This window comes from Xanthomonas citri pv. citri (assembly GCF_000961215.1).
Lineage (GTDB): Bacteria > Pseudomonadota > Gammaproteobacteria > Xanthomonadales > Xanthomonadaceae > Xanthomonas > Xanthomonas cissicola.
Genome location: NZ_CP008998.1, coordinates 4962768 through 4987186, shown reverse-complemented (window position 1 = coordinate 4987186; position 24419 = coordinate 4962768). Strand labels below are relative to the sequence as shown.

Sequence of the window (24419 nt, the reverse complement as noted above, 5' to 3'; positions counted from 1 at the left end):
TTCCAGCACTCCCGTTAGCATCGCAGCACCTTTCACTGTGATCGGCTGCGTTGCACCACGGGCGTCGCCGGCAGGAGACTTGCATGCGCGCAGCCATCCACACCCGGTACGGCGACCCGGCCAAGGTGCTCGAACTTGGCGAACGGCCCACACCGCAACCCGGCAAGGGCCAGGTCCGCATCGCGATGCGGCGTTCGCCCATCCACAACCATGACCTGTGGACGGTGCGCGGCAACTACGGCTACAAGCCCACATTGCCGGCGATCGGCGGCAGCGAAGGCTCTGGCGTGATCGATGCGCTGGGCGAAGGCGTCCAGGGCCTGCAGGTCGGCCAGCGCGTCGTCGCTGCCGGCGTACACGAGAGCTGGGCCGACTCCTTTCTGGCCGAGGCGACCGGCGTGGTCCCACTGCCCGATGCACTGGATGACGACCGTGGCTGCCAGCTCACCGCCATGCCGCTGAGCGCATTGATGCTGATCGAGTTCCTGCATGTCGAGAAAGGCGACTGGATCGTGCAGAACACCGCCAACGGCGCGGTTGGCAAGACCGTCGCCATGCTCGCGGCGGCACGCGGCGTCAACGTGATCAATCTGGTGCGTCGCGATGCCGGCGTGGACGAACTCGAGGCACTGGGCATCGGCAATGCGGTGTCGACCGCGCAAGACGGTTGGCAGGACCGCGTGCGCGCGCTGGCCGGCGATGCGCCGATCGTGCGCGCGATCGACTCGGTCGCCGGCAAGGCAGCAGGCGAGCTGATGAGGTTGCTGGCCGAAGGCGGCGAGTTGATCTCGTTCGGCTCGATGACCGGCGAACCGCTGGAGATTGCCAGTGGCGATGTGATCTTCAAGCAGGCCACAGTGCGCGGCTTCTGGGGCAGCAAGGTCATGGCCGCCACCAAGTCCGAGGACAAGCGCCGCATGATCGGCGAGCTGTTGAAGGCCGCGCTCGACGGCAGCCTGGCACTGCCGGTGGAAGCGGTGTTCGACCTGGAAGACGCGGCCAAGGCGGCAGCGGCCAGTGCCGAGCCAGGGCGAGGCGGCAAGATCCTGTTGCGCGCAGGTTGAGCCGCCGCAGCCGACGGGCACAATCACACGCAGCATCGTCGAAAGCCAGGCAGTCAACCTTGTGTAGGAGCGCGCCCGAGCGCGACGAAGCTTTCCCGAGAAGGCCTGTCGCTCTCGGGCGCGCTCCTACGGAACCGAGGACGCCAGCTGCTCAAATACCGCCAGTCCACTCCCTTCCCCGGCGTGCGGGGGAAGGTGCCCGAAGGGCGGATGGGGGAGCGCCGCGCCGGCTATGCGTGGACCGCGCCGCCGCAACGCGTGCCCGCGCACCACAAAAAAGCAAACCCATCCGCAGGCGCGTGCTACGCCGGCTCGTCGGGAACCAACTCCATCTCCAGCCGGATGATGTTGTCCTTGATCTGCAGCTTGCGCTTCTTCAGGCGCTTCATCTGCAGTTCGTCTTCCGGATTGGCGGGCATGCGCTGAATCTCCTCGTCCAACGCGCGGTGGGCGCGTCGCAACTCGGCGATCTGCTCGACGATCTCGGCGGTTGACAGGGTTTCCACCCCCCGAGCATACACAACCCAGGGTTGTGCGCGTCACCCGCGCTTGCCAAGCGGCCTGGGGCTGCGACAATGCCCGCGCGCCGCGGGGAAACGGTGGCGCGCCTCGTCCATCATTGCCGCGCGGCCACGGCCGTCGAGAACGGAGTCTTTCGATGCGTCTGCATTCGTCCCTGCTGGCCCTGAGCCTGTTGACCGCCGCCAACCTGGCCAGCGCCGCCGATGTCGCCAAGTACGACGGCTTTTTGTGCTGCAACCTGCGCACCGACGGCAGCTGGATCAGCGACAGCAACTACGCCGAAGACGGCAAACGCATGCTCCCGGTCGGCACCCCGGTCAGCGTCACCGGCTTCGGCCGTAACCGCGTCAACCTCAAGATCGCCGGCGAAAAGCAATCCATCGGCAACGATTACAGCCGCGACCTGGACAACACCGCCTTCGCCGCCCGCTATGTGGTCACCGCCGACCCCAAGCTCAAGCTCGCCACCTTCCCGCCCAAGATTCGCCAGGCCATCACCGACGGCAAGCTCACCGGCGGCATGACCCGCGAACAGGTGCTGATGGCGGTCGGCTACCCGATCAGCAGCGAAAACCCCAACCTGGACGCCTCGCTGTGGCGCTACTGGCGCGACAGTTTCTCCGAGTACCAGGTGCAGTTCGGCCCCAGCGGCAAGCTGGTCAGGGTGACCGCCGATCCGCAGCTGATGAATTTGATCTGGGTGCCTTGAATCCTCTAAGTTTTTATTACACTTAGCGTAAAATTTTTAAAATCCTAGAATTTAAACTAAGAGCGAGGCTTAATGCAGATGGCAGATACTGACTTTTTGGATAGGGAAATCAGAACAACGGCAGTAGACTTTTCTTTTGGAGAGCTGCTCAATTTGCATAATACTAAATAAATAATTATTCGCCCAGAATATCAGCGGTTGTTCCGTTGGACGATTGAGCAGCGTTCTCGTCTTATCGAATCGATTGTGCTAGGGCTGCCCATTCCTCCGATCTTCTTAATAGAGGGTCAGTCGGGTATTCTTGAGTTGATTGATGGACTGCAGAGAACAAGTTCCGTTCTGCAGTTTTTGGATCACGGCGCTATTAACGAGCCAGAACTTAGGCTTGCAGGTTGCGACATAGTTAATGAACTGAATTCAAAAGTATTTTCGGAACTGCCTTTAACTGTGCGGTTGAAGATAAAAAGGTCTCCAATTAGAGCAACCATCATTAATAAGTCGGGTGATGCTTTCGTAAAATATGAAATGTTTAAAAGGCTTAATACCGGCGGCTCCCTGCTATCGTCTCAAGAGATTCGGAATTGTAGCTCCCGTATGGTCGAGGGCGGAGATCTATTTTATGATGCTATACAAGAGATGGCCAAGTATCCATCTTTTGTGAAAGCCATACAGCGTCTTCTGATACTTTCAGAGAGAAGCGCGCTGATGAGGAGCTGGTCCTTAGGTTTTTCGCCGTTACGCTATTCCGTGACCATTACCATGGAAACATTGAGGAGTGGCTCGATTCAATTATGGAATCGATATTGTTCAGAAAGGTCGAATTCGATTTGACAAGTCAAAAGGCCTCGTTTGAGAAAGTGTTCGACCTTATCGCAGAGAAGCTTGGAGATAGCGCATTTACAAGATTCACAGAAGACGGAGTGTCAACTGGCCGGCTTGCTCCCGCTTACTATGAGGCGACGGCCTGTACTTTCTCTGATTGTTACGAAGCAATTCAACCCGTGAGTGGAGAAGAGGTAAAGCGAAAGTTGATTGCTGCATATACAGATCAACTATTCCTGGAATCAACTGGCCCTGGCGCTAACACGATTCCAAAACTGGAGCAGAGAATTAGAGTGGTTTCTAAACACTTTCTCGATCAATGAGCGTTTTAAGCGCACTCACTAATGATCTCGACTGGCGAGAGACTGAGATCGCGTCTATGCGAATCCTTCTCTCGTCGGGATCAGCGACGCCATCGCAGCAAACCGTTCTGCTGAGAGCAGCTTGGGCATTGCTTTACGCTCACTACGAGGGGTTTTGTAAGAACGCATTAGTTATATTTTTTGACGCGGTGTGCAAGTCAGGGGTGTTAGAGGAGAATCTTCCAAGATCTACAAGGTTATTTGCATTGGCTTCTACCCTTAGAAAGCTAAGAGGTCTGCCTGATCACGAAGTTCTGGAAGAGCTAGAAAATTTTGTCTCTTTATATCTCAGAAAAGCACCTGTTTTTCCGGATGTGGACACCAAATCGAATTTATGGCCAAACGTATTAATAGAGTTAATGGAATCTGCAGACCTATGTACCGATAAGGTTATAGAAAATAGATCGAAGCTTCATACTCTTGTGGCTAGGCGAAATAAAATTGCCCACGGTGAGAATAGCATTATCCCGGAATTATCATATTATAAATCTTACGAGGACGCAGTTTATGAAGTTATCTACGACCTCGCTTATCAAATTGAAGCTAGATTGCAGGGGGTGCCTTATGTTTCATTCATCTGAGTCTATTGAGATATGTAGCCTTATTCCAAAGTGCGTCTAAGTGAAAATTGGTTGTCGTTCCTGAGTTAATGAGATGACCAATTTTATAAACGCAGAATGGCTATCAATTCGATTCATGGTCGCTCGCATAATCACATCGACCGAGCTTGTGTTGATTGTGTTTGCATGGTCTCTTGCTGTTGAGCCTGCATGATCTCCTGTGCTTTTGTTTGCTGCATCACTTCCATTTGCGCAAGGCGCTGATCCGCAGGAACAGCAAGCGCTTCTTGTGTCGTCATGTGCGCTCGATGTGCTGCGGGATCAGGGGAGTGATGGCCTTCCCGCCACATATGCAAGATTTCGCCACCAGCAAGCTTTTCCGTTGGCGTATTGAATGCAAACTTCAGATCGTCTCTTGCTGTAAAGCCCTTTTCTGTAGCCATGAGGAGCAAGCTTGCGCTCAGCCGGTCGCTGCTCTCGTCCCACGATTTCCCGGCCTGTTGATCGAGGCCGCGAACGCCGCTGCGGATTTTCTCCAGTAGCTCATTGTTTGGATGCTCTGCCCTTTCTGGCGGGCTGTGTACTGGCTGTCGGGGATCGATGTCGGGGATCGGGCTGATGTGCTGGTGAGTCCCTTGCGTGTGCTGCAGCAGCCCGCGGGTCGGTGGATTGGTGCTGGTGTCCCAATAGATCTGCGGTGTGGCGGTGGTGCCTGGGGGCAGCGTGATTCCGTTATGTTCTAAAAGCTCTTCTTTGAAGCGCAGGCGTTGCATATCAAGCTGCATTTGCGGGGCGACCCCACTCACTGGATGCGCATAGGCCCTGTCGAATGCAATCGCACGGCTGACAGCGCCGGCTCCATAGTAGTTGGGGTAGTCCGAGTCCCCGTGGAACCCGATGCCTGTCGTCTGAAGTGCTGAAAGTCCCGGCGTGCCTTTGGGCGGTTTATCGAAATAGTAAGCTGCCTGTGCAGAAATGTTTTGAGGCGTCATGGGCAGCGAACCGTCATGGCTGAACGTGATCCCTGGCCGTGCCTGGATCTGGATTGGCTGGATTGACCTCAACAAAATCTTCTACGCGAGAGGTTCCTATCCTACTCATTGCGTTCAGGTCGACGGCCGGATTAGTTTGGCGCACCCGGTCGACCAAAGCGTTCCATCCCGAGATCTGAGCCTTAGCCTCGTCTTCTCTGGCGCTCTTGATCAAGTTTTCAATTGGCAGGGTGTAGTCATTGACTGGATCATTGTCTTTTGCAATTGCTGTCACTGCAGCATCAAACTGCCTGTACGAGGAGGTCATACTCGTTTGATTGAATGCATGTTGCGTCTCATGACCAAGAACAAACGTCAGGTCATTAGCATAGAACTTGTTAAATCGGCTCTGGGTTTGCCCGACCGTGCCTGGCGGAATGCTCATGGTCTTGGTAGCCGGGTTGAAAGTCCCTCCTGCCACAGTGCCGCTCAGAGGTGCAAAATTCTCAAGCAACATCGGGCTTTTCGGGTCTCTGCTGTCAATGGCGGTCGTGACAGCGCGATTTATTTCTTTGGCCAACGTCGGCGAGCTATTGATCGTCGACTGCAAATTGGTAACCATGTCTTGCGTTACATGCTGGCGTTGCTGGTTTGCATCCACGTACGAACTATTTGCGAAACGTATACTCATCTCTTGCAGCCGGAGCGAACCACGCAAGTTCGTCGTCGGCGCAGATCCTGGCTCAAAAGCCGGTAGGGTGACGATTCCGGATGCCTTGTCGTAGGAGCCTGTTAACGGTTCGGAGCCGCCAACGCCTGGCTCGAATCCTTTCAGGTGACCACTGGCTGCCGCTTGATTGAGTTTTTTTGTAAAAGGCTCGAATCTGCCAAAATCGTAGTGCGCAACTGCGCCTCTTGATCCGGCGTGACGTCCGGCCGGCCTGCGAACTGTCCCAAGATTGATTGCAATTGTGTGTTGGCATTTGTCATCTCCGTCATTCCTCGTACTTGTGCAGGCTGATCGACCTGACACAGTTCTCTCTAGATTTTCTTTGGGGGTCTAGGGAGACGGGGTGCCATGGGATTATTTGTGCGCGAATATTTCCGCGGAGGTACTGGAAGGAGATGACCCAGCCAAATTCGTTATAAATGCCCAGCTGGGGTTCAAAGCCAGCATCTTTCAATGCACTGTCGTATTCCTCAAAAATCAACTCGCAAGGAGGAAGGCTTGCAGGAGGAACGCTACTTGGCGATATAAGTTCCAGCGTGACATTCGAATACTGCGAAAATTTCTCATCGAAGTTGTAAGTGGTGGCATATTTTGAATAAGGGGAAGGTTGATCGAGCATGTAGAAACCAGAGTTTTCACCCGCATTCTTGGTGAACGGTACTTCTAGATACCTTTCAAGAACCAACGGCGACAGCTCGTCGAAAATTTTGACGTCTCTTATCAGGGAGAAGAAGCGGTCCATCAGGACTTGAGGGGTCAGCTCAGCGTGTGTTGGCATCTTTGTTCCTTGAGGTTCTTCAGCCGTCGGGTTGGCGGTTGCACACGACGTTGCTAAGCACATGAGTACTACGGCTAACACTGGATTTGGCTTGGATTTCACTGCGCTTGCTCCCTTCGTTTGCCAAGTGCATCGCTGAGATTCTGGCGCCCGACAGTGTTCGGTGATTTGCTCTCTCTGTCACATTGCTTATAGCTTGTAAAAGCAGAAAAAATTAACCGAGATAACGGCGGCAGCGATTGCCGCTGTTGCTTGAATCATGGGCATGCTATGACGGAGGACATCGCTCTGTCATGTCGCCAGGCACTGTGGTCTGCAGCAGTACATTGTTCAATTGCTCAGCCAACATGTCGAAGCAAAACGCCAATGCATCCATTTGTATGGGAGGCCCATTGTTTCCTAAGGTGTTCGACACGCAGCGAGGACGTGCCAGCGCGGCCAGGAAGCGTAGATGATCACGCGTCTGCAGCAATCGAAGCTGCGCATCTTCCGGCAGCAGGTAATACCCGAACAGAGACTGCTCCATGCTCGACTCTCCGGACAGGCTCCCGCCGCACGATGCGGCGGGATGCCGGGAGGTTAGCAACCGCAAACAGACGGCGGGCTTATTCCCCTTGCGGGTGTTGTATTCGCCGCCCTCCCGGCGCGGAGACGCCGAGCATGCGCCCGAACATCAGGCACAAAAAACCACCGCTTGACGGGGGTGGCACCGCTGTTTGCGGAGTTGCTACGCTCCGTGGTGGAGTTTGCTACCGACGCATGCGGGCAGTCAAGCTGCAGGCCCGGACTCTTCGTGCTCTATTGGTAGCAATGCCATGCCTTAAGAGTGTAAGTCTCGATGCATGGATTCCGGATCACCGCGAAGTGGAGGAAAATTAAATACGTCAGTCAATGCGTAGATGAATATCGGTAGCGCAGAAAACTACGGCGATAAATCTTCCAGCTGCGACATGACTTCATACGCGCAACTTAGGGAAGGCATCATATAAGACGAGGCGCTAAACTTGTTCACTGGCCCAGCAAGCGTCGCGGAGCAGACCAACCATGCAAAGAAATCTGGACCTGTATCCCAAAGACGACAACGGCGACACGCTCTGGCATATCGCACAGCAAGGTGTAGACCTTTCAACGCCGCGGGAAATCGCTTTTTCAGTCGTCTTCCCCAGCAAGGAATCGGCGCTTGAGTTCTCGGTGAAGATGCTTCGCTTCGAGCAGAAAGTCCGCTGCTGTCATTACCCGGAAAATACCGCGTTTCCCATGGATGTGACGGTGTATCCGACCATGCTGCCGTCGTACAAGGCCATTTCGGCGTTCGAGGACGACTTGGCAACCGAGGCCAAGCCCTTGGACGGCTTGAACGATGGATGGGAATTTTCTGTGGACACGAAAGACGCCTGATGCGCTTGGCCGGCTGGAGGACTGCACGGCGTGCAGATTCCCCATGGGCGGTTCCGCATCAGCGTGCCGACTGCGGCACACGTCGCAGCTGCGACACGTCGTAGCCCATCGCGGCAATGCGTTGAACGGCCTGCTGATAGTCGGTATCTGAGACCTGTGGAGTGCGCGCCATGTACCAGACGTAGTCGCGCTTGCTGCGCGCCACGATGGTTTGCGTATACCCCGCATCCAGCCAGGCAATCACGTACTCGGCCTTGAACGGCCAGAAGAACTGCATGCGCCAGAGCGCGCCATTGCCCTGCTTCGCCACCTGGCCGATCGGGTGCATCGACTTGAGCGGCGCCTGGAAGCTGCCCTTGCGAAAGGTAAAGGTGGTCTGGATACGACCATCCGGTCGCAGCGCGTAACTTTCGACCGCGTCGTAGGCCTTGCGTTCCGGACGGGTCGGAATATGCGCGATGACGTACCAGTCGCCCATGAAGCGCGGCACATCGACGCTATCTGCGCGGGGCAGGGCGGCACGCGACTCGCTCCCACTTGCACTTCCGTAGACCGCTAAGGTCAGCAACAACAGCATCGAACCACCTCGCATGGCAACCTCCACCTGAAAGAATCCGTAGACAGGCCTACGGCGTTGCGGCGCGTCCGGATGCAACCCCATGCGATGCAGTTCCGGACTGGGCGCACGATGACTCTTTTCGCCAGTGGGATGACGGTAACGTTCGATACGTCATGGCGGCGTTCAAGAGCCGCGCCGACGCGTTGCGCATGCCAGGAAACGCGCGATCACCGCGCGATGAGCACCGGGTCGACGATCAGCCGCAACGAGGCTCACGACGCGCCCTGGAAGCGCAGCGGCGACGGGACGTGTCGTTCAGCGACGGCGGTCGAGCCATGACGGGCTGGTCGGGATCCCGACAGCCGGTTACCCAACCGCACTCACCAAGGCGATACCGCATCTTCCCCATACGGATAAATCGTCGCGATCGTTCCATCTGCAGCATGCGCCAGCGGCGCCATCTTGATGCTGCGCAGATGCGTCTGACCGCCTGAGAGCACGCTGTCGTGATAGAACAAATACCACTGCTGCTGGAACAAACAGATGGAGTGATGCGTGGTCCAGCCGACCACCGGTGCGAGCAGCACGCCTTGATAGGTAAACGGGCCGTAGGGTGAGTCGCTGGTGGCGTAGCAGATCCGGTGGGTGTCGCCGGTGGAATACGACAGGTAGTACCGGCCGGCGTGCTGGTGGACCCAGGGGCCTTCGAAGAAACGGCGGGCGTGGTCGTCCGCGCGCAGTGGAGTGCCGTGTTCGTCGAGGATGACGACTTCGCGGCTGGGTTCGGCCAGGTCGATCATGCGCTCGTGCAGGCGCGCCACGCGTGGACCGAGCGCGGGTGCGTCGCCCACCGGTTCCTGATGCGTTTGCGCATAGGCATTGTCGCGGTAGTGCTGCAGCTGGCCGCCCCAGATGCCGCCGAAGTAGAGATAATGCGCGCCGTCGTCGTCGGCAAGCACGGCCGGGTCGATCGAGTACGTCCCGGCGATGGGCTGCGGCTCGGCCACGAACGGGCCTTCGGGGCGATCACCCACCGCCACGCCGATCTGGAACATGCCGTCGGCGCGTTTTGCGGGAAAGTACAGATAGGTCTTGCCGTTGCGTTGTGCCGCATCCGGTGCCCACATCTGCCGCTGCGCCCAGGGCACATCGCGCACATGCAGCACTTGCCCGAGGTCTTCCACCGCTGCACCCGGATGCGCCATGCGCAGCACGTGGTAGTCCGCCATGTCGAAATGCGAGCCGTCGTCGCTGAAGGCCACGCCGGCATCGAGGTCGTGCGAGGGATAGATATACAACGCACCGTCGAAGACATGCGCGGACGGATCGGCGGTGTAGAGATGGGTCACCAGCGGTGCGGAAATGGCGGTGCGCGCCAGCGCCTGCAGACTGGCGGCTTGCAGTTCATCGGACATGCGCGTACCTGTGCATGAAGTGGGAGGGGAGGTCAGACGGTGGCGAGCGGGGCGGTGTGTCGGCGCACGCTCAGTTCGTGTTCGATGCGGACTTCCAGCGCTTTGTCGATCTCGTACAGCGCCAGCAGTGCGGTGCCGAGCAGGAACGGAAGCGAGGCGTACACGCTGATGGCCAGGCGGATGCCGTTGGTGACGGCCGCGCTTTGCTGCGGCAATGCTGCGTCATAGCCATACAACGCCAGGATGCCGGCGACCAGTGCGCCACCTACGCTCAGGCCGATCTTCAAGCCGCACAACATCGCCGAGAAGATGATCGCGGTGGCGCGGCGGTGGTTCTTCCACTCCGAGTAATCGGCCACATCGGCGATCATCGCCCAGAGCAACGGAATGGTGATGCCGTAGAAATACCCATGCAGGACGTAGGAGGCGAACACCCAGCCGATCGCATTGGGTGGGTACAGATAGAACGCCAGCAGGAACAGCGTGGAGATCAGCAGCGCGCCGCCGAACACATTGCGCTTGCCATGGCGGTCGGCCAGGCGTTTGGAAAAGCCGATGCCCACGATCATCGCCAGGATGCCGCCGGCGCTGAAGACGCTGAATGCGGAAGTCGGCGCATCTTGTGGCCACTGCAACGCGCTCATGCCGGCGCCAGTCAGTACGCTGTTGACGCCGGCGATGAAGCGGTTGAAGCCGGCGTGATCGAGAAACTGCGTCAACGCATTCGCGTCGAGGTAGTACTTGAAGTAGTAGATGTACATCCCACCCTTCATCGCCAGATTGATGAAGACCAGGATGGTGAGCGCCAGCATCACCAGCCAGGGTTTGTTGCGGACCAGATCGGTCAGGTCCTGGCGCACGCTGTTGCGTTGTTCGCTGATTGGCAGCACCCGTTCGCGCGTGGTGAAAAAAGTGATCAAAAAGCACAGCGTGCCGATCGCAGCGAACAGCGCCATGGTGTTGCGAAAGCCCTGCGCCTTGTCGCCATTGCCCAGGATCAAGACCAACGGCAGCAACAGCACCTGGATGATGAACTGCGCAAAGGTCACCGCCAGAAAGCGGTACGCCGACAAGCTGTTGCGCTGCTCCATGCTGCCGGTGAGCACGCCGCTCAAGGCCGAATACGGCAGGTTGTTGGCCACGTACACCAGCATCAGCAAGGTGTAGGTGGCAAACGCGTAGGCGATCTTGCCCTGCTCGCCGAGCGTGGGCGTATTGAAGGCGGCCAGCGACAACGCCCCGAAGGGCAGCGCCGTCCACAGGATCCACGGGCGGAACTTGCCCCAGCGGGTGCGCGTGCGATCGGCCAGGATACCGATGGCCGGCGTAAACACGAATGCGCCCAGCATGCCGACCACAAAGATCAGCGTCGCTGCCACGCTTGCAGGAATGCGGAACACATCGGTGTAGAAGAACGCCAGGAAAGTGACCAGCGTCTGGAAGATCAGATTGGCGGCCAGGTCGCCCAGGCTGTAGCCGATCTTTTCGCGCAAGGAGAGCTGCTGTGACCGATCGTTCATGAGGTGGGGCGGACTCGAAGAATGCTGCGGAAAACGCCGCGGCGCGCATTGCGCCACCGGTCGCCGCTGGGAGGAACGGCGACCGATGACGACAACACTCAAAAGGTACCGCGGATGCCGAGCATGACGGTGCGCCCGGGCTCATACAGGTCGTAGGTGGCGTTGGGCCAGGCGAAGGTCGTGCGCAACGGTTCGTTGGTGATATTGGTGACGTTGAGCGTGATCTGCGGCTTGGACGGCAGCCAATCCAGTGCGTAGCTCGCCGACATATCGAGCTGTCCGCGCGCGTCGGCGTTGAGGCGCGCATACGGAATGCCGTTCTGGTTGGCGCCGGAGATCACCATGTCGTCGTTCCAGGTGTAGGACAGGCGGATCGAGGCTGCATCCTTTTCCCAGTAGACGGTGCCGTTCCAGAGGTTGGGCGCGACACCGACGGCCACCGCCGGCACGCCTTCGCCTTCGGACTGCTGGTTGACGTGGGTGTAGTTGAGGCTGAAGCCCAGGCCATCGAACAGCCTGTCCAGCGGCTGGACCCAGATGGCCTCCGTGCCGCGGATATCGAGCACACCATCGGCATTGACCTGCGTCTGCACATCCACGGTGGCCGCATTGGGGCCGCCGCGCTGGGCCAGGCCGGCCTGCTGGATCGGCAACAGCGTGTCGTAGTTCAAGCCCAGGTCGTTGAACGGGATGCGGCGTATGCCGTTGACGGTGAAGCCGGTGATGCGCTTGTTGAACAGGGTCAGGCCCACATAGCCTTCGCCGCCGGTGTACCACTCGCCACCGAAGTCCACATTGGTCGATAGATACGGCTTGAGGTTCGGATTGCCCTGCGTGGCGGTCTGCGCGGAAGGGTCGCTGAAGTTGGTGTTGGGCAGCATCGCGCTGGGATCGGGGCGGGTCAGCGTGCGCGAGCTGGACAGGCGCACGACCACCTTGTCGGCCACGTCCCACGCCACGTTGAACGAGGGCAGGGTTTCGGTGTAATCCGAATCCAGCACCTGCACGCTGCGGACGCCATTGATGGTGACCGGGCCGGTAATGGTCTGGTCGGTGGTCACATAGCGCACGCCGGCATTGAAGCGCATGGTGCGGTTCCAGACATCGGCTTCCGCATTGGTCTCGATGTAGAAGCCCAGATTTTTCTCGCGGATGCCGCCGGTCGAAGCGCCGGTGTTGGCCGAGTTGCTCTCCGGTGCGGCATCGCGCAGCGCGTAGTAGTTGGTGTCGGCCAGGAAGCGGGAGAAGTCGGCAGTGATGAAGCCGTCTGGGCCGGGTTTCAGATAACTGGCCAGGGCCGAGTTCGGGATTGCCGAGCCGGCGCCGCCATTGCACACGTTGCCGCCGTTGCCGCGGCACACCACCTGTTCCCAGGCGGTACTGTTGTCGAAACCGCGGATGGTGCGCTCGGCCATGTCGTAGGACGCGCCGATCTTGACGTTGCGCTTGTCCTCGCCGAACTGCAGATCGGCGCGCGCGCCACGCGTTTCGGTCTGGCGCTTTTCGTTCTGGATATTGACCCGGCCGCCCGTCCAGCCCCAGCCCAGATTGGGGTCGTTGAGATCGAGCGGGCTGGTGATGCTGGGGCGGTCGCCGCCTTCGTTGCGGTAGTCCACGGTGGTGAACGGCGAGGTGACCAGGATGCTGGGCGATTCGCGCGCGAGCCAGCTACGGGTGGCATTGGCCTGCACATTGAGCTTGATGTCCTGCTCGGCGCCAAACAGCAGTTCCGCACCAGGATTGACGCTCCAGAACTTGACGTTTTCATGGTACGGGCGCGCTTCCAAAAAATATTGCGCATTGGCGAAGGTGGCGCTGGTCACCACGTTGTTCTGATCCACCTGCATGCCGAGCGGGATCATGTTGCCGTTGCGGCCGATCAGATTCATGCTGATGCGCTCGGTGGTGCGCTCGGCTTCGGAGTACAGCGTGTCCAGATAAAAATGCATGTTGTCGGATGGGCGCCATTCCAGCGACATCACCGACGCATCGCGGTCGCGATCGCCACTCATGTAGACGCTGCGGCCCAGACGCGGAATCAGCGCGTCGCTGATCTGATCGATGCTCAGGCCCGGGTTGCGCGCCAGCAGCCAGGCGGCGTCGATGGTTTCGCCGGTGGTGAGGCCGCTGCCGGCAGTGGCGGACACCGTGTCGGGAATGCGCCAGTTGCCGCCGCCATTGACGTTGCACGCCGCCGGTTGGTTGGTGGCTGGCGTGCCTGCCGGCGGCGCGAGACCGCATTGTGTGTAGGTGAGGCCGGGGTTGGTCCAGCCCACGCTCTCGAAACCGCGCACGCCAAGTTTGCTGCGTACCGAAGCCACCCCAAACAAGGCGCCGAAGGTGCCTGCTTCATTGGTCCAGCTGCCCATGAAGGCGCCGCGTGGGGTGGTTTTTTCGCTGGTGCTGTTCCAGTCGGCCTGCGCCTGATAGGTGAAGTGCACGCCGGGGCGATCGAACGGACGCGCGCTGCGCATGTCCACCACTCCGGAAACGCCGCCTTCGAGCATGCTTGCGGTGGGTGTCTTGCTCACCGTGAGCTGGGTGAAGAATTCGGTGGGGAACAGATTCAGATCGACTTCGCGGTTCTGGTTCTGCGCATTCAGGCCGATCGAGGCAGTGGCAATGCTGGCGCCGTTGAGCGTGGTCTTGGTGAAGCTGGTGCCCAGGCCGCGGATGGCGATATTGAGACCTTCGCCATTGACGTCGCGCGCCAGCTGCACGCCGGGAATACGGTTGAGCGACTCGGCGATATTCATGTCCGGAAACTTGCCGATATCTTCGGCAAACACCGTGTCGGCAAAGCCGACCGAATCGCGCTTGGCGTCGGTGGAGAACTGGATGCTACGTCGGTAGCCGGAGACGGTGACAGTGTCCAGCTGGGTCACCGCATCGTTATTGCCGGCAGTGGTTGGCGGGGTTTGCGCCGTGCCCTGGGCATCGGCGGACTGTGCCCAGGCGGCGGTGCTGGACATACCCAGCAGGATGGATCCCAACGCGCAGGACAACGCGGTTCGTGCGTAGCTGTTCTTCACCGTAATCCCTTCCCTAACAGGTAGCAGATGTCCCACGCATCGCCCTGCGCAGGGAGTGCCGCTGCCGTTGCGCGGCGCGACGATGGTGCGATGGGGGAGACGGACGATCAGTGCTCGGGATGTTAGCGCTAACAAATTCGGAACATCACGCTGCAGGGCAACATAGATGCGTGGAGCGCCGGCAGGCCGCCAGCCAACCCACGCCATCGTGCCAGACTCGCTTGCGTACGGTGGCGCAGTGCTGCACTGCGCGATGGATTTATCGCGATGCCGTGGTAATGATAGCGCTATCATCCGTGGCGCAAGGCCACCTTCGTGCAGGTGCAGTGGTCGATGAATCGAACCGAAGAACACGGCAGCGATGGGTCCGGCCGGCACCTGATGGATGCATGCATGCACCACATCAGCCAGGCCGCCGGCGCGCTGGCGCGGTTGCACAGGCCGCGCGCATGAGCAACGTGCCCACCGCAGCGCCGGAGGCTGCATCGGCAAGGCTCGGCCGGGTGCGCTGGCGGGTTTGCGCCTTGCTGCTGGCCGCCACCACCATCAACTATGTGGATCGCCAGGTACTGGGCGTGCTGGCGCCGTTCCTGCAGACGCAGATCGGTTGGAACGAAATCCAGTACGGCTATATCGTCACCGCATTCCAGGCGGCGTATGCGCTGGGTCTGCTGTGCAGCGGTGCGGTGATCGACCGCTTCGGCACGCGGCTCGGCTATGCGCTGGCGATCGGCCTCTGGAGCCTGGCGGCGATGGGGCATGCCCTGGCCACCAGCGTGGTGGGGTTTGCGATTGCGCGGTTTTTCCTGGGCCTTGGCGAATCGGGCAATTTTCCTGCAGCGCTCAAGACGGTAGCCGAATGGTTCCCGCGCCGTGAGCGTGCGCTGGCCACCGGCATCTTCAATTCCGGCTCCAATATCGGGGCCATTGTCGCCCCGTTGCTGGTGCCGTTGATTGCCACAGCCTGGGGCTGGCAGGCGGCATTCCTGTTCACCGGCGTGCTCAGTGCAACCTGGTTGGCGGTGTGGTGGTTCAGCTATCACCCGCCCGAGCAACAACCCCGTTTGTCTGCCGCAGAACTGGCGTATATCCGCAGCGATGCGCATGAGCCGGTGCAACGCCGGCTGTCGTGGTTACAGGTGCTGCGACATCGGCAAGCCTGGGCGTTTGTGCTGGGCAAGTTCATCACCGACCCGATCTGGTGGTTCTTCCTGTTCTGGCTGCCGAAGTTCCTGCACGCCGAATACGACTTGAGCCTGCTGCAATTGGGCGTGCCGCTGATCGTGATCTTCGTGCTGGCCGACATCGGCAGCATTGCCGGCGGTTGGGTGGCCGGGCGTTTCATCGCGCGTGGCTGGAGCGTCAACCGCGCACGCAAGACCGCGATGTTGATCTGCGCGATTTCGGTGGTGCCCATCGTATTTGCCGCACGCGCCGACAACCTGTGGCTGGCGGTCGCGCTGATCGGGCTGGCCACCGCCGCACATCAGGGCTGGTCGGCGAATCTGTTTACGCTGCCTTCGGACATGTTTCCGCGCCACGCGGTCGCCACGGTGGTGGGTATCGGCGGCTTTGCCGGTGCGGTGGGCGGCATGTTGATCGCCACCTTCATCGGCTTCCTGTTGCAAGCGACCGGCAGCTATGTGCCGGTGTTTCTGATGGCAGGCTCCGCCTACCTGCTGGCATTGGCGCTCGTGCACACTCTGGTGCCGCGGCTGGAGCCGGCGCAGTTGCCTGCCGATCCCAGCGCCGACATCGTCCTGAGGTGAGCTTATGCACATGCGCGCAGTAATACTGGGGTTGTCGATGGCGGCCGGCATGGCCGCGCCTGTACACGCGGCACCACTGGCAGCGACAGCGTCCAAGTTCCTCGGATGTGCGTACGGCGCGCAGCAGGCGCCGGGGTTTGCGCAGTACTGGAACAAGCTCACCCCGGAAAACGGCGGCAAATGGGGCAGCGTGGAGGCCGTGCGCGACCAGATGGATTGGAGCACGCTGGATGCCGCATACCGGTTCGCCCAGGCCAATCAGATGCCGTTCCAGATGCATGTCATGGTGTGGGGCAACCAGCAGCCGGAATGGATCAAGACCTTGCGGCCGGCCGAACAGCGCCGCGAGATCGAGCAGTGGTTTGCCGCCGTTGCGCAGCGCTACCCGGATATCGCACTGCTGGAGGTGGTGAACGAGCCACTCAACGACCCGCCTAGCAAGGCCGATACCGGCGGCGGCAATTATCTGCAGGCGTTGGGGGGCAACGGCGACAGCGGCTGGGAATGGGTGTTGCAATCGTTTCGGCTTGCGCGCCGGCATTTTCCGCACACCAAGTTGATGATCAACGACTACAGCATCACCAGTAGCGCGCAGGCCACGCAGAAGTATTTGCAGATCGTGCGGCTGCTGCAGCGTGAGAACCTGGTCGATGCCATCGGCGTGCAGGAGCACGCCTTCGAGACCACGCCGGAGGTTGCGGTGTCGGTGCACCGCGACAATCTGGATGCGTTGGCCGCCACCGGCCTGCCGATCTACATCACCGAGTTCGATCTGGACGGCCCGACCGATGCGCAGCAGCTGGCCGACTACAAGCGGGTGTTTCCGGTGTTCTGGGAACACCCGGCAGTGCATGGCATCACCTTGTGGGGCTTTCGGCCCGGTTTGTGGCGCGACAAGGAAGCTGCGTACCTGATCCGCGCCGACGGCACCGAACGTCCCGCGCTCACGTGGCTGCGCGATTACGTTGCTGCCCATCCCGGTACACCTGCGCCATGACAATTGCTGATGCTCACCGCGCTCGCAGACACTTACGTGGTGTCCTGACCTTATGCCGCAGGCATCATGTCATCGTGCTGGCTGCATGCATCGTGCGGCGGGCAGTCGCGCTGATCGGGCTGGCCACTGCCGCACAACACGGCTGGTTGGCGTGTCTTTTTACGCTGCTTTCTGACCTGCTTGCGTGTCATGCAGTTGCAACAGTCGCCGGCTTCGGCGGCGTCGCCGCTGCGGCGAGCGACATGGTGATCGCACCGTTCATTGGTTTCGTTTTGCAGGCCATCGGCAGCTGCGTGCCGGTCTTTTTGATGGTGGGTGCGGCCTACATTCTGGCGCTGGCGGTGGTGCACCGCCTGGTGCCACGACGGCAGCCGGTGCGAGTGGAGCAGCCGGCCTAGACGCGGTTCCAGGTGTCTGCACTTTGGCGTCGATCGGACGCACGTCAGCGCACCTGTCCTTTCCGTGACTGCTTCGCTCACTCATCGAGGATGCCAACATGATGAAACTCCGTTATCCGCTCACGCTTGCGTTGTTGCTGGGCGCTTGTGCGTCCGCTGTCGCCGGGCCTATCGCTGCCGGCAAGCAACGGGTCCTGGGCAGCGCCTACAGCCCACGGCAAGCGCAGGCTTCACCAACTACTGGAACGCCGACGTTTCCGAAAATGCGGGCAAATGGGGCAGCGTCGAAGCCGTGCGCGGACAGATGAACTGGGGCCCGCTCGACGAGGCTTACCAGCTGGCCAAGCGCAACCATATGCAGTTCCAGTTCCATGTCGGACTCTGGGGGGCCCAGCAGCCGACATGGGTACGCAACCTGCCGCCAAACGAGCAGCTTGCTGCGATCGAGCACTGGTTTGCGGCGATTGCGCAGCGCTACCCCGACATCGACCTGATGCAGGTGGCCAACGAGACGCTGCCGGGTCACAACCAACCGGACAATCGCCGCGGCGATACGGGTAATTATCTCCAGGCACTGGGCGGCACCGGGGCGACCGGCGTGGACTGGGTGCTTGAGGCATTCCGCCTGGCACGCACGTATTTCCCCCATACCAAGCTGATGATCAACGACTACAACGTCACCGAGTACAACGACCAAGCCAGGCAGTACCTGCACACCATCCAGCTGCTGCAGCAAGAACACCTGATCGATGCGATCGGTATCCAGGGGCACCTCTCGAGCAACGGTCCTTCAGTTTCGGTGCAGCGTGCCAACCTCGACCTGTTGGCATCCACCGGCCTGCCGATCTACATCACCGAGTTCGACCTGGATGGGCGTACCGACGCTCAGCAGTTGGCAGCCTGGCAGCGCTTCTTCCCGATGTTCTGGGAGCACCCGGCCGTGCGTGGCGTGAACCTTTGGGGTTTCCGTCACGGTCTGTGGCGCGAAAATGAAGGTGCTTATCTGATCAATTACGACGGCAGCGAACGCCCGGCATTGACCTGGCTACGCAGCTACGTCGCCAGCAAGCCCTGACCAGGGTTCCCATTTATTGTCCATAGGGCTGATATCGATCATGCGTTCTTCCGTGTTGTCCTTGCATCCCGATCGTTTGCTGCCGGCCGATCCCGGCACGCGCGCGATCGCCCGCCGCCTGTACGCGCAGGTCGCAACGCTGCCCATCATCAGCCCACATGGCCACACCGACCCGGCCTGGTTCGCCACCAATGCGCCGTTCGCCAACGCCACCGAACTGTTGTTGGTGCCGGACCACTATGTGTTCCGCATGTTGTACAGCCAGGGCATCGACCTCGATGCCCTGGGCATCCCACGCGCAGATGGAACCCGCGCAACAGTCGACCCGCGTGCGGCGTGGCGCGTGTTTGCCGAGCACTACACGTTGTTGCGCGGCACGCCGTCGGCGCTGTGGCTCAATCATGTGTTCCATGACGTTTTCGATCTACGTATTCGTCTCGACGCCGGTACCGCCGATCACTATTACGACCACATCACCGCCGCGCTGCAAACGCCAGCATTCCTGCCGCGCGCGTTGTTCGAGCGCTTCAATATCGAGGTGATCGCCACCACCGAATCGCCGCTGGATCGGCTGCAGCACCATGCGGCCATTGCCGCCAGCGGCTGGCAGGGACGGGTGGTGACGGCGTATCGCCCCGACCCGGTCGTGGACCCGGAGCACGAGCAGTTCGCCGGCGCGCTGCAGCAGTTCGGCGCGCTCACCGGTGAGGACGTGCTGACCTGGGATGGCTACTTGCGCGCGCATCGGCAACGGCGTGCGTTCTTTGCCGCGCACGGCGCCACCTCGACCGATCACGGGCACCCCAGCGCCGCGACCGCCGATCTGTCGCCGGCCGAAGCGCAGCGCCTGTTCGATACGGTGGTGCGCGGTGCGGCCACGCCGGAGCAGGCCGAACTGTTTCGCGCGCAGGTGCTGACCGAAATGGCGGCGATGAGCCTGGACGACGGCCTGGTGATGCAGCTGCATCCGGGCTGCTTCCGCAATCACAATCGGCAGCTGTTCGAGCAGTACGGACGCGACAAGGGCGCCGATATTCCGATGCGCACCGACTACGTGCATGCGTTGAAGCCGTTGCTGGATCGGCATGGCAACGACCCGCGCCTGCGCCTGATCGTGTTCACCCTGGACGAGACCAGCTACAGCCGCGAGCTGGCGCCATTGGCCGGGCATTACCCCTCCCTGCTGCTCGGCCCGGCGTGGTGGTTCCATGATGCGCCGGAAGGCATGTGGCGCTTTCGCGAGCAGACCCTGGCCAGCGCCGGCTTCTACAACACCGTGGGCTTCAACGACGATACCCGCGCATTCCTGTCCATTCCGGCGCGACACGATGTGGCGCGGCGCGTGGATAGCGCCTTCCTGGCCAAACTCGTTGCCGAGCACCGGTTAGAAGAGGACGAGGCCACCGAGGTGGCGATCGACCTGGCCTACCGCCTACCCAAGCAAGCGTACAAGCTGTGAGGTGGCGCAAACGGAGGGCGGTGGTGCCGACGCGTCCGCACGCGTCGTCGCTGCATCCTGCGCAGCGGAAGGGTCGGTGAACTGATGCGTACACACGCCAAGCACAACGTCACACGACAGCTGCTCGCAGCTTGCGCAGTACGTGCCTGCACAGGGGTTGTCTGGCTCTGCAGCGCATTGCCTATCATGGCAGCACCGCACCCGGCCAGCGACGCCTCGCGCGAACGTATTTCGCTCAATGCGCAGTGGCGCTTTCATCGTGGCGACCCACCCGCAAACCAGGAAATCCTGGACTACGATGTGCGCCCGCAGGTGGTGCGCAGCGATGACGGCAAGGTGGCCGATGCGCAACCGGAGCAAGCGCAGCTCACCGATGCGTCCGCCGTGCGCGTGCTCAAGCCGTGGATCCTGCCCACCGCCAACGGCTTGATCGCAGACCCGGCCCAGCGGCACACGCGCCCCCCAGGCAACCCGGGCAGCACGGTGGCTTATGTGCAGCCGCACTTCGACGACAGCGCATGGGAAACCGTGGACCTGCCACATGACTGGGCCATTGCCGGGCCGTTCCTGGCAAATGGGCCTTACGGTGGCATGGGCCGGTTGCCGAGCTGGGGCATTGGCTGGTATCGCAAGAGCCTGGACATCCCAGCCAGCGATCGCGGCCGCGCGTTGTTTCTGGATCTCGATGGTGCGATGTCTTACGCCACGGTCTGGCTCAACGGCACCCTTGTCGGCGGATGGCCTTACGGGTACAGCTCCTGGCGCGTGGATCTGACGCCGTATGTGATTGCAGGTAAGCGCAATCAACTGGTCATTCGCCTGGACAACCCGCCCGAATCGGCGCGTTGGTATCCGGGCGGCGGGCTGTATCGCAACGTGTGGCTGACCAAAACGGCGCCGTTGCATATCGCGCATTGGGGCACGCAGCTGACCACGCCGCACGTTTCGGCCGATGCGGCGCAGGTGCAGCTGACCGTCACGCTGGACAACGCCGCCCGCAGCGCCACCCAGGCGCAGGTGAGCACAGCGATCTATCTGCTCGACGATGCAAGCGACCGGCCCAGCGGCGAGGCGGTCGCGCGCATTCCAGCGCAGCCCATCGCGGTCCCTGCCGGCGGCACCGCGCACGTGCAAGGCAGTACCCGGATCGACGCCCCGCGCCTGTGGGGGCCTCCACCCACGCAGCAACCGCATCGCTATGTGGCCATCACCGAGGTTGGCCAGCAGGGGCACGTGGTGGACCGCTACGAAACCCGCTTCGGCATTCGCAGCATCGTGTTCGACGCCGACAGGGGCCTACTGGTCAATGGCGAGCACGTGCCGATCCGCGGGGTGAACAATCATCACGACCTGGGCGCGCTCGGTGCGGCGTTCAACAGACGCGCCGCCGAGCGGCAGTTGCAATTGCTGCAGCAGATGGGCGCCAATGCCATTCGCATGAGCCATAACCCGCCTGCGCCCGAGTTGCTCGAGCTGACCGACCGCATGGGCCTGCTGGTGGTGGATGAGGTGTTCGACAGTTGGGAGATGAAGAAGACCCCGCTGGATTTCCATCTGGTGTTTCCGCAGTGGCATGCCACCGATCTGCGCGCGATGCTGCGCCGCGACCGCAATCATCCTTCGGTGATGCTATGGAGCGTGGGCAACGAGGTTGGCGAGCAATACACCGGCGAACAGGGCGCGGCGATTGCGCGCGCGCTGCGCGCCATCGTGCATGCAGAAGACCCGACGCGCCCGGCCGCGGTGGCGATGAACTACGCCTCGCCCGAGATGCCGTTGTCCGCCGCGCTGGATGTCGTCAGCCTCAATTACCAGGGGGAAGGCATCCGCGATGCAGCCGAGTTCGAGGGCACGCAGCGCATCCGTAAGCCGCCGCAATACCCGGCGTTTCATGCACGGTTTCCGCACAAGGCCATCGTCAGCAGCGAGACTGCCTCGGCACTGAGCAGTCGTGGCGTGTATCTGTTTCCGGTTACTCCGGACAACAGCGCGCCGGTACGCGATGGCCGTGGCGGCGATTCGGCGGCGCATCAGGTCAGCGCGTACGAGCTGCATGCCGTGGATTTCGGCTCCAGTGCCGACAAGGTGTTCGCTGCGTTGGATCGACACCCGTACGTCGCCGGCGAGTTCGTCTGGACCGGGTTCGATTACCTGGGCGAGCCCACCCCGTATTACAGCTCGCGCAGTTCCTACTCGGGCATCTTCGATCTGGCCGGCTTTCCGAAGGACCGTTACTGGCTCTATCAATCGCGCTGGCGCCCGGAATTGCCGGTGGCGCATCTGCTGCCGCATTGGAGCTGGCCAGGGCGCGAGGGACAGGTCACGCCCGTGCATGTGTTCACCTCCGGCGACGAGGCCGAACTGTTCGTCAATGGCGTCTCGCAGGGGCGCAAGCGCAAGGCGCCACTGCAGTACCGGCTACGCTGGGACGCGGTGGTGTACCAGCCGGGCGAATTGCAGATGCAGGCGTACAAGGATGGCAAGCCGTGGGCCAGCGAGCGCGTGCAGACAGCAGGCCGCGCCGCGCGCATGCAGCTGATGCCAGATCGGGGCAGTATCCGCGGCGACGGACAGGACCTGAGTTTCATCACCGTGCGCCTGCTCGATCGCGACGGACGTCCTGCGCCGACCGCGGGCGACCGCCTGCGCTTCCGCATCGAAGGCCCGGGCGAGTTGGTGGCCACCGACAACGGCGATCCCACCAATCTGGAAACATTCGCCTCTTCGCAGCGTCATGCCTTCAACGGGCTGTGCCTGGCGATCGTGCGTGCCAAGGCCGGGGCGCGTGGCACGATCACCGTGCATGTGGAATCGGACACGTTGCAAGCCGCACAGACACAGGTGGCGGTGCAGTGATGCGATCCAGTGCAAGCGAAACCTGCGGCCTCTCAACGGACCTGCCCATGCACATCAACCGCACCAACCTCACCAAACCCCTGGGCTTGCTGATCGCCGGCCTGAGTGCAGTGTGCACACTGCAGGCCTTCGCCGCATGCGGGACGCCCGGCACCTCGCTCAAGCAGGCGTATGCGCAAGGGTTTTTGCTCGGGACTGCCGTCAATGCCGATATCGTCTCCGGCAAGGACGCAGCCTCTGCTGCGCTGGTGGCCTGTCACTTCAATGCGGTCACCGCGGAAAACGTGATGAAGGCCGAAGTGGTGGCGCCGCGTCGTGGCGTGCAGGATTTCAGCGCGGCCGATGCATTCGTGGCTTACGCACAGCGCGATCGGCAGTTCGTGGTCGGTCACACCCTGGTCTGGCACAACCAGACACCGGAGTGGTTCTTCACCACCGCCGATGGTCGGCCCAATACGCCGGCACAGCAGCTGGAGCGCATGCGCGCGCATATCGCAGCGGTGGCCGGGCGTTACACGGGCAAGGTGCAAGCCTGGGATGTGGTCAACGAAATCATCGACGAAGACGGCAGTTACCGTTCGACCAACTGGGTGCAGCGCGTGGGCGACGGCGACACGGTGGTCCGCAATGCCTTCGCCTTCGCACAGCGCTATGCACCGGATGCGCAGCTCTACTACAACGATTTCAATGCATGGCGGCCGGCCAAGCGCGAGGGCATCGTGCGCATGGTCAAGATGCTGCAGCAGGCCGGTGTCCGCATCGATGGCGTGGGCATGCAGGGCCATTGGGGGCTGAACTACCCCAGCCTGCGCGATATCGAAGACGCAATCGATGCGTACGCTGCGCTTGGCGTCAAAGTGATGATCACCGAGCTGGACATCGATGTGTTGCCGCTCACCAAGGAAGGCCAGATCATCGGTACCGGCATGGCGCACAAGCAGTTTCAACTGCCGGAATTCAAGCGTTTTCTCGACCCCTATCGCGATGGTTTGCCTGCCGACGTGCAGGCGCAATTGCGCGACCGGTATGCCGAATTGTTCGCGTTGTTCTGGCGCAAGCGCGACAAGATTGCGCGCGTCAGCGTGTGGGGAGTGAGCGATGACATGTCGTGGAAAAACGATTACCCGGTGCCTGGACGCACCAATTATCCGCTGCTGTTCGATCGCAATCATCAACCCAAACCGGCGTTGGATGCGGTGGTGGCGGTGCCCTCCGCGACCGCTGCACGCTAGCGCCTGCCGGCCGAAGAGCGGCTGACGACCAGCGCCCAGGCAACAGGCGGGCACGGCCGATGTTCGTGCGGCATGGCTTGCTCGAACTCCGCATTCCTGCGTGCTGTGCACGTCACAGATGGGTGCGCGACGCGTTGGTCGGCGCTAGGGCAGTCGCTTGCACACGCAGGATGGCATCACGCCCCGACCAT

At 61.0% G+C, this 24419-nt stretch carries 21 protein-coding genes and 2 pseudogenes; 13 read left to right on the top strand and 10 right to left on the bottom strand.

The window, feature by feature from the left end:
* Positions 1 to 83: 83 nt before the first annotated feature.
* Positions 84 to 1064, top strand: a complete 981-nt coding sequence (locus tag AMD14_RS21820; RefSeq protein WP_015463785.1) for a zinc-binding dehydrogenase — start codon at positions 84 to 86, stop codon at positions 1062 to 1064.
* 302 nt (positions 1065 to 1366) lie between these two features.
* On the opposite strand, the gene AMD14_RS21815 is transcribed toward AMD14_RS21820, so the two are convergent.
* Positions 1367 to 1570: a YdcH family protein gene (locus AMD14_RS21815; protein ID WP_003485069.1), complete on the bottom strand. Its 204-nt coding sequence runs from the start codon at positions 1568 to 1570 to the stop codon at positions 1367 to 1369.
* Positions 1571 to 1722: 152 nt separating this feature from the next.
* Between AMD14_RS21815 and AMD14_RS21810 the strand changes: the two genes are divergently transcribed.
* The 4 genes from AMD14_RS21810 (at position 1723) to AMD14_RS24365 (ending at position 4060) form a co-directional block, all read left to right on the top strand.
* Positions 1723 to 2295 (top strand): hypothetical protein, encoded by a 573-nt coding sequence (locus AMD14_RS21810; RefSeq protein WP_015463784.1) that lies wholly within the window; start codon positions 1723 to 1725, stop codon positions 2293 to 2295.
* Positions 2296 to 2493: 198 nt separating this feature from the next.
* Positions 2494 to 3126 (top strand): DUF262 domain-containing protein, encoded by a 633-nt coding sequence (locus AMD14_RS25720; protein WP_011052855.1) that lies wholly within the window; start codon positions 2494 to 2496, stop codon positions 3124 to 3126.
* A complete protein-coding gene (locus tag AMD14_RS24800; RefSeq protein WP_125459514.1) occupies positions 3087 to 3440 on the top strand; it encodes a hypothetical protein in 354 nt (117 codons plus the stop codon). Before AMD14_RS25720 ends, AMD14_RS24800 begins: the two co-directional genes overlap by 40 nt.
* Complete coding sequence (locus AMD14_RS24365) at positions 3437 to 4060, top strand: MAE_28990/MAE_18760 family HEPN-like nuclease (RefSeq protein ID WP_011052854.1); 624 nt, start codon at positions 3437 to 3439, stop codon at positions 4058 to 4060. Before AMD14_RS24800 ends, AMD14_RS24365 begins: the two co-directional genes overlap by 4 nt.
* 131 nt (positions 4061 to 4191) lie before the next feature.
* Here AMD14_RS24365 and AMD14_RS21805 read toward each other — a convergent pair whose 3' ends face one another.
* The 5 genes from AMD14_RS21805 to AMD14_RS24355 all read right to left on the bottom strand — a co-directional run bounded on the left by AMD14_RS21805 (position 4192) and on the right by AMD14_RS24355 (position 7044).
* Positions 4192 to 5031: an XVIPCD domain-containing protein gene (locus AMD14_RS21805; RefSeq protein WP_011052853.1), complete on the bottom strand. Its 840-nt coding sequence runs from the start codon at positions 5029 to 5031 to the stop codon at positions 4192 to 4194.
* Positions 5032 to 5044: 13 nt separating this feature from the next.
* Positions 5045 to 5701 (bottom strand): hypothetical protein, encoded by a 657-nt coding sequence (locus AMD14_RS24360; RefSeq protein WP_223293147.1) that lies wholly within the window; start codon positions 5699 to 5701, stop codon positions 5045 to 5047.
* 140 nt (positions 5702 to 5841) lie between these two features.
* Positions 5842 to 6000: a hypothetical protein gene (locus tag AMD14_RS25445; protein ID WP_162197921.1), complete on the bottom strand. Its 159-nt coding sequence runs from the start codon at positions 5998 to 6000 to the stop codon at positions 5842 to 5844.
* A 5-nt stretch (positions 6001 to 6005) separates the two neighbouring features.
* Complete coding sequence (locus tag AMD14_RS21800; RefSeq protein WP_223293146.1) at positions 6006 to 6620, bottom strand: hypothetical protein; 615 nt, start codon at positions 6618 to 6620, stop codon at positions 6006 to 6008.
* A gap of 166 nt (positions 6621 to 6786) precedes the next feature.
* Complete coding sequence (locus tag AMD14_RS24355; RefSeq protein ID WP_040145186.1) at positions 6787 to 7044, bottom strand: XAC0095 family protein; 258 nt, start codon at positions 7042 to 7044, stop codon at positions 6787 to 6789.
* Between the two features lie 518 nt (positions 7045 to 7562).
* Between AMD14_RS24355 and AMD14_RS21795 the strand changes: the two genes are divergently transcribed.
* Entirely contained in the window at positions 7563 to 7916 is a 354-nt protein-coding gene (locus AMD14_RS21795; RefSeq protein WP_011052850.1) for a ribonuclease E inhibitor RraB, read from the top strand.
* A 58-nt stretch (positions 7917 to 7974) separates the two neighbouring features.
* On the opposite strand, the gene AMD14_RS21790 is transcribed toward AMD14_RS21795, so the two are convergent.
* The 4 genes from AMD14_RS21790 to AMD14_RS21775 all read right to left on the bottom strand — a co-directional run bounded on the left by AMD14_RS21790 (position 7975) and on the right by AMD14_RS21775 (position 14442).
* Positions 7975 to 8508 (bottom strand): lipocalin family protein, encoded by a 534-nt coding sequence (locus AMD14_RS21790; RefSeq protein WP_011052849.1) that lies wholly within the window; start codon positions 8506 to 8508, stop codon positions 7975 to 7977.
* 347 nt (positions 8509 to 8855) lie between these two features.
* On the bottom strand, positions 8856 to 9890 hold the full coding sequence (locus AMD14_RS21785) for a glycoside hydrolase family 43 protein (RefSeq protein ID WP_011052848.1): 1035 nt from the start codon (positions 9888 to 9890) through the stop codon (positions 8856 to 8858).
* Between the two features lie 32 nt (positions 9891 to 9922).
* Positions 9923 to 11410: an MFS transporter gene (locus tag AMD14_RS21780; RefSeq protein WP_011052847.1), complete on the bottom strand. Its 1488-nt coding sequence runs from the start codon at positions 11408 to 11410 to the stop codon at positions 9923 to 9925.
* 98 nt (positions 11411 to 11508) lie between these two features.
* Positions 11509 to 14442: a TonB-dependent receptor gene (locus tag AMD14_RS21775; protein WP_040107707.1), complete on the bottom strand. Its 2934-nt coding sequence runs from the start codon at positions 14440 to 14442 to the stop codon at positions 11509 to 11511.
* Positions 14443 to 14720: 278 nt separating this feature from the next.
* On the opposite strand from AMD14_RS21775, the gene AMD14_RS21770 reads away from it, so the two are divergent.
* From AMD14_RS21770 to AMD14_RS21735, 7 genes and pseudogenes are all read left to right on the top strand, one after another.
* A complete protein-coding gene (locus AMD14_RS21770; protein WP_011052845.1) occupies positions 14721 to 16211 on the top strand; it encodes an MFS transporter in 1491 nt (496 codons plus the stop codon).
* Between the two features lie 4 nt (positions 16212 to 16215).
* Positions 16216 to 17208, top strand: a complete 993-nt coding sequence (locus AMD14_RS21765; RefSeq protein ID WP_003485050.1) for an endo-1,4-beta-xylanase — start codon at positions 16216 to 16218, stop codon at positions 17206 to 17208.
* Positions 17209 to 17309: 101 nt separating this feature from the next.
* Positions 17310 to 17606: pseudogene (locus tag AMD14_RS21760) on the top strand (MFS transporter); the annotation flags it as partial.
* 98 nt (positions 17607 to 17704) lie between these two features.
* Positions 17705 to 18681: pseudogene (locus AMD14_RS21750) on the top strand (endo-1,4-beta-xylanase).
* A gap of 40 nt (positions 18682 to 18721) precedes the next feature.
* Complete coding sequence (gene uxaC / locus AMD14_RS21745) at positions 18722 to 20140, top strand: glucuronate isomerase (RefSeq protein WP_005916173.1); 1419 nt, start codon at positions 18722 to 18724, stop codon at positions 20138 to 20140.
* 186 nt (positions 20141 to 20326) lie between these two features.
* A complete protein-coding gene (gene galB / locus AMD14_RS21740) occupies positions 20327 to 22996 on the top strand; it encodes a beta-galactosidase GalB (RefSeq protein WP_011052842.1) in 2670 nt (889 codons plus the stop codon).
* Positions 22997 to 23043: 47 nt separating this feature from the next.
* The gene (locus AMD14_RS21735; protein WP_040107704.1) at positions 23044 to 24228 is read left to right on the top strand and encodes an endo-1,4-beta-xylanase; all 1185 of its coding nucleotides are present in this window, start codon (positions 23044 to 23046) and stop codon (positions 24226 to 24228) included.
* Positions 24229 to 24419: the final 191 nt, after the last annotated feature.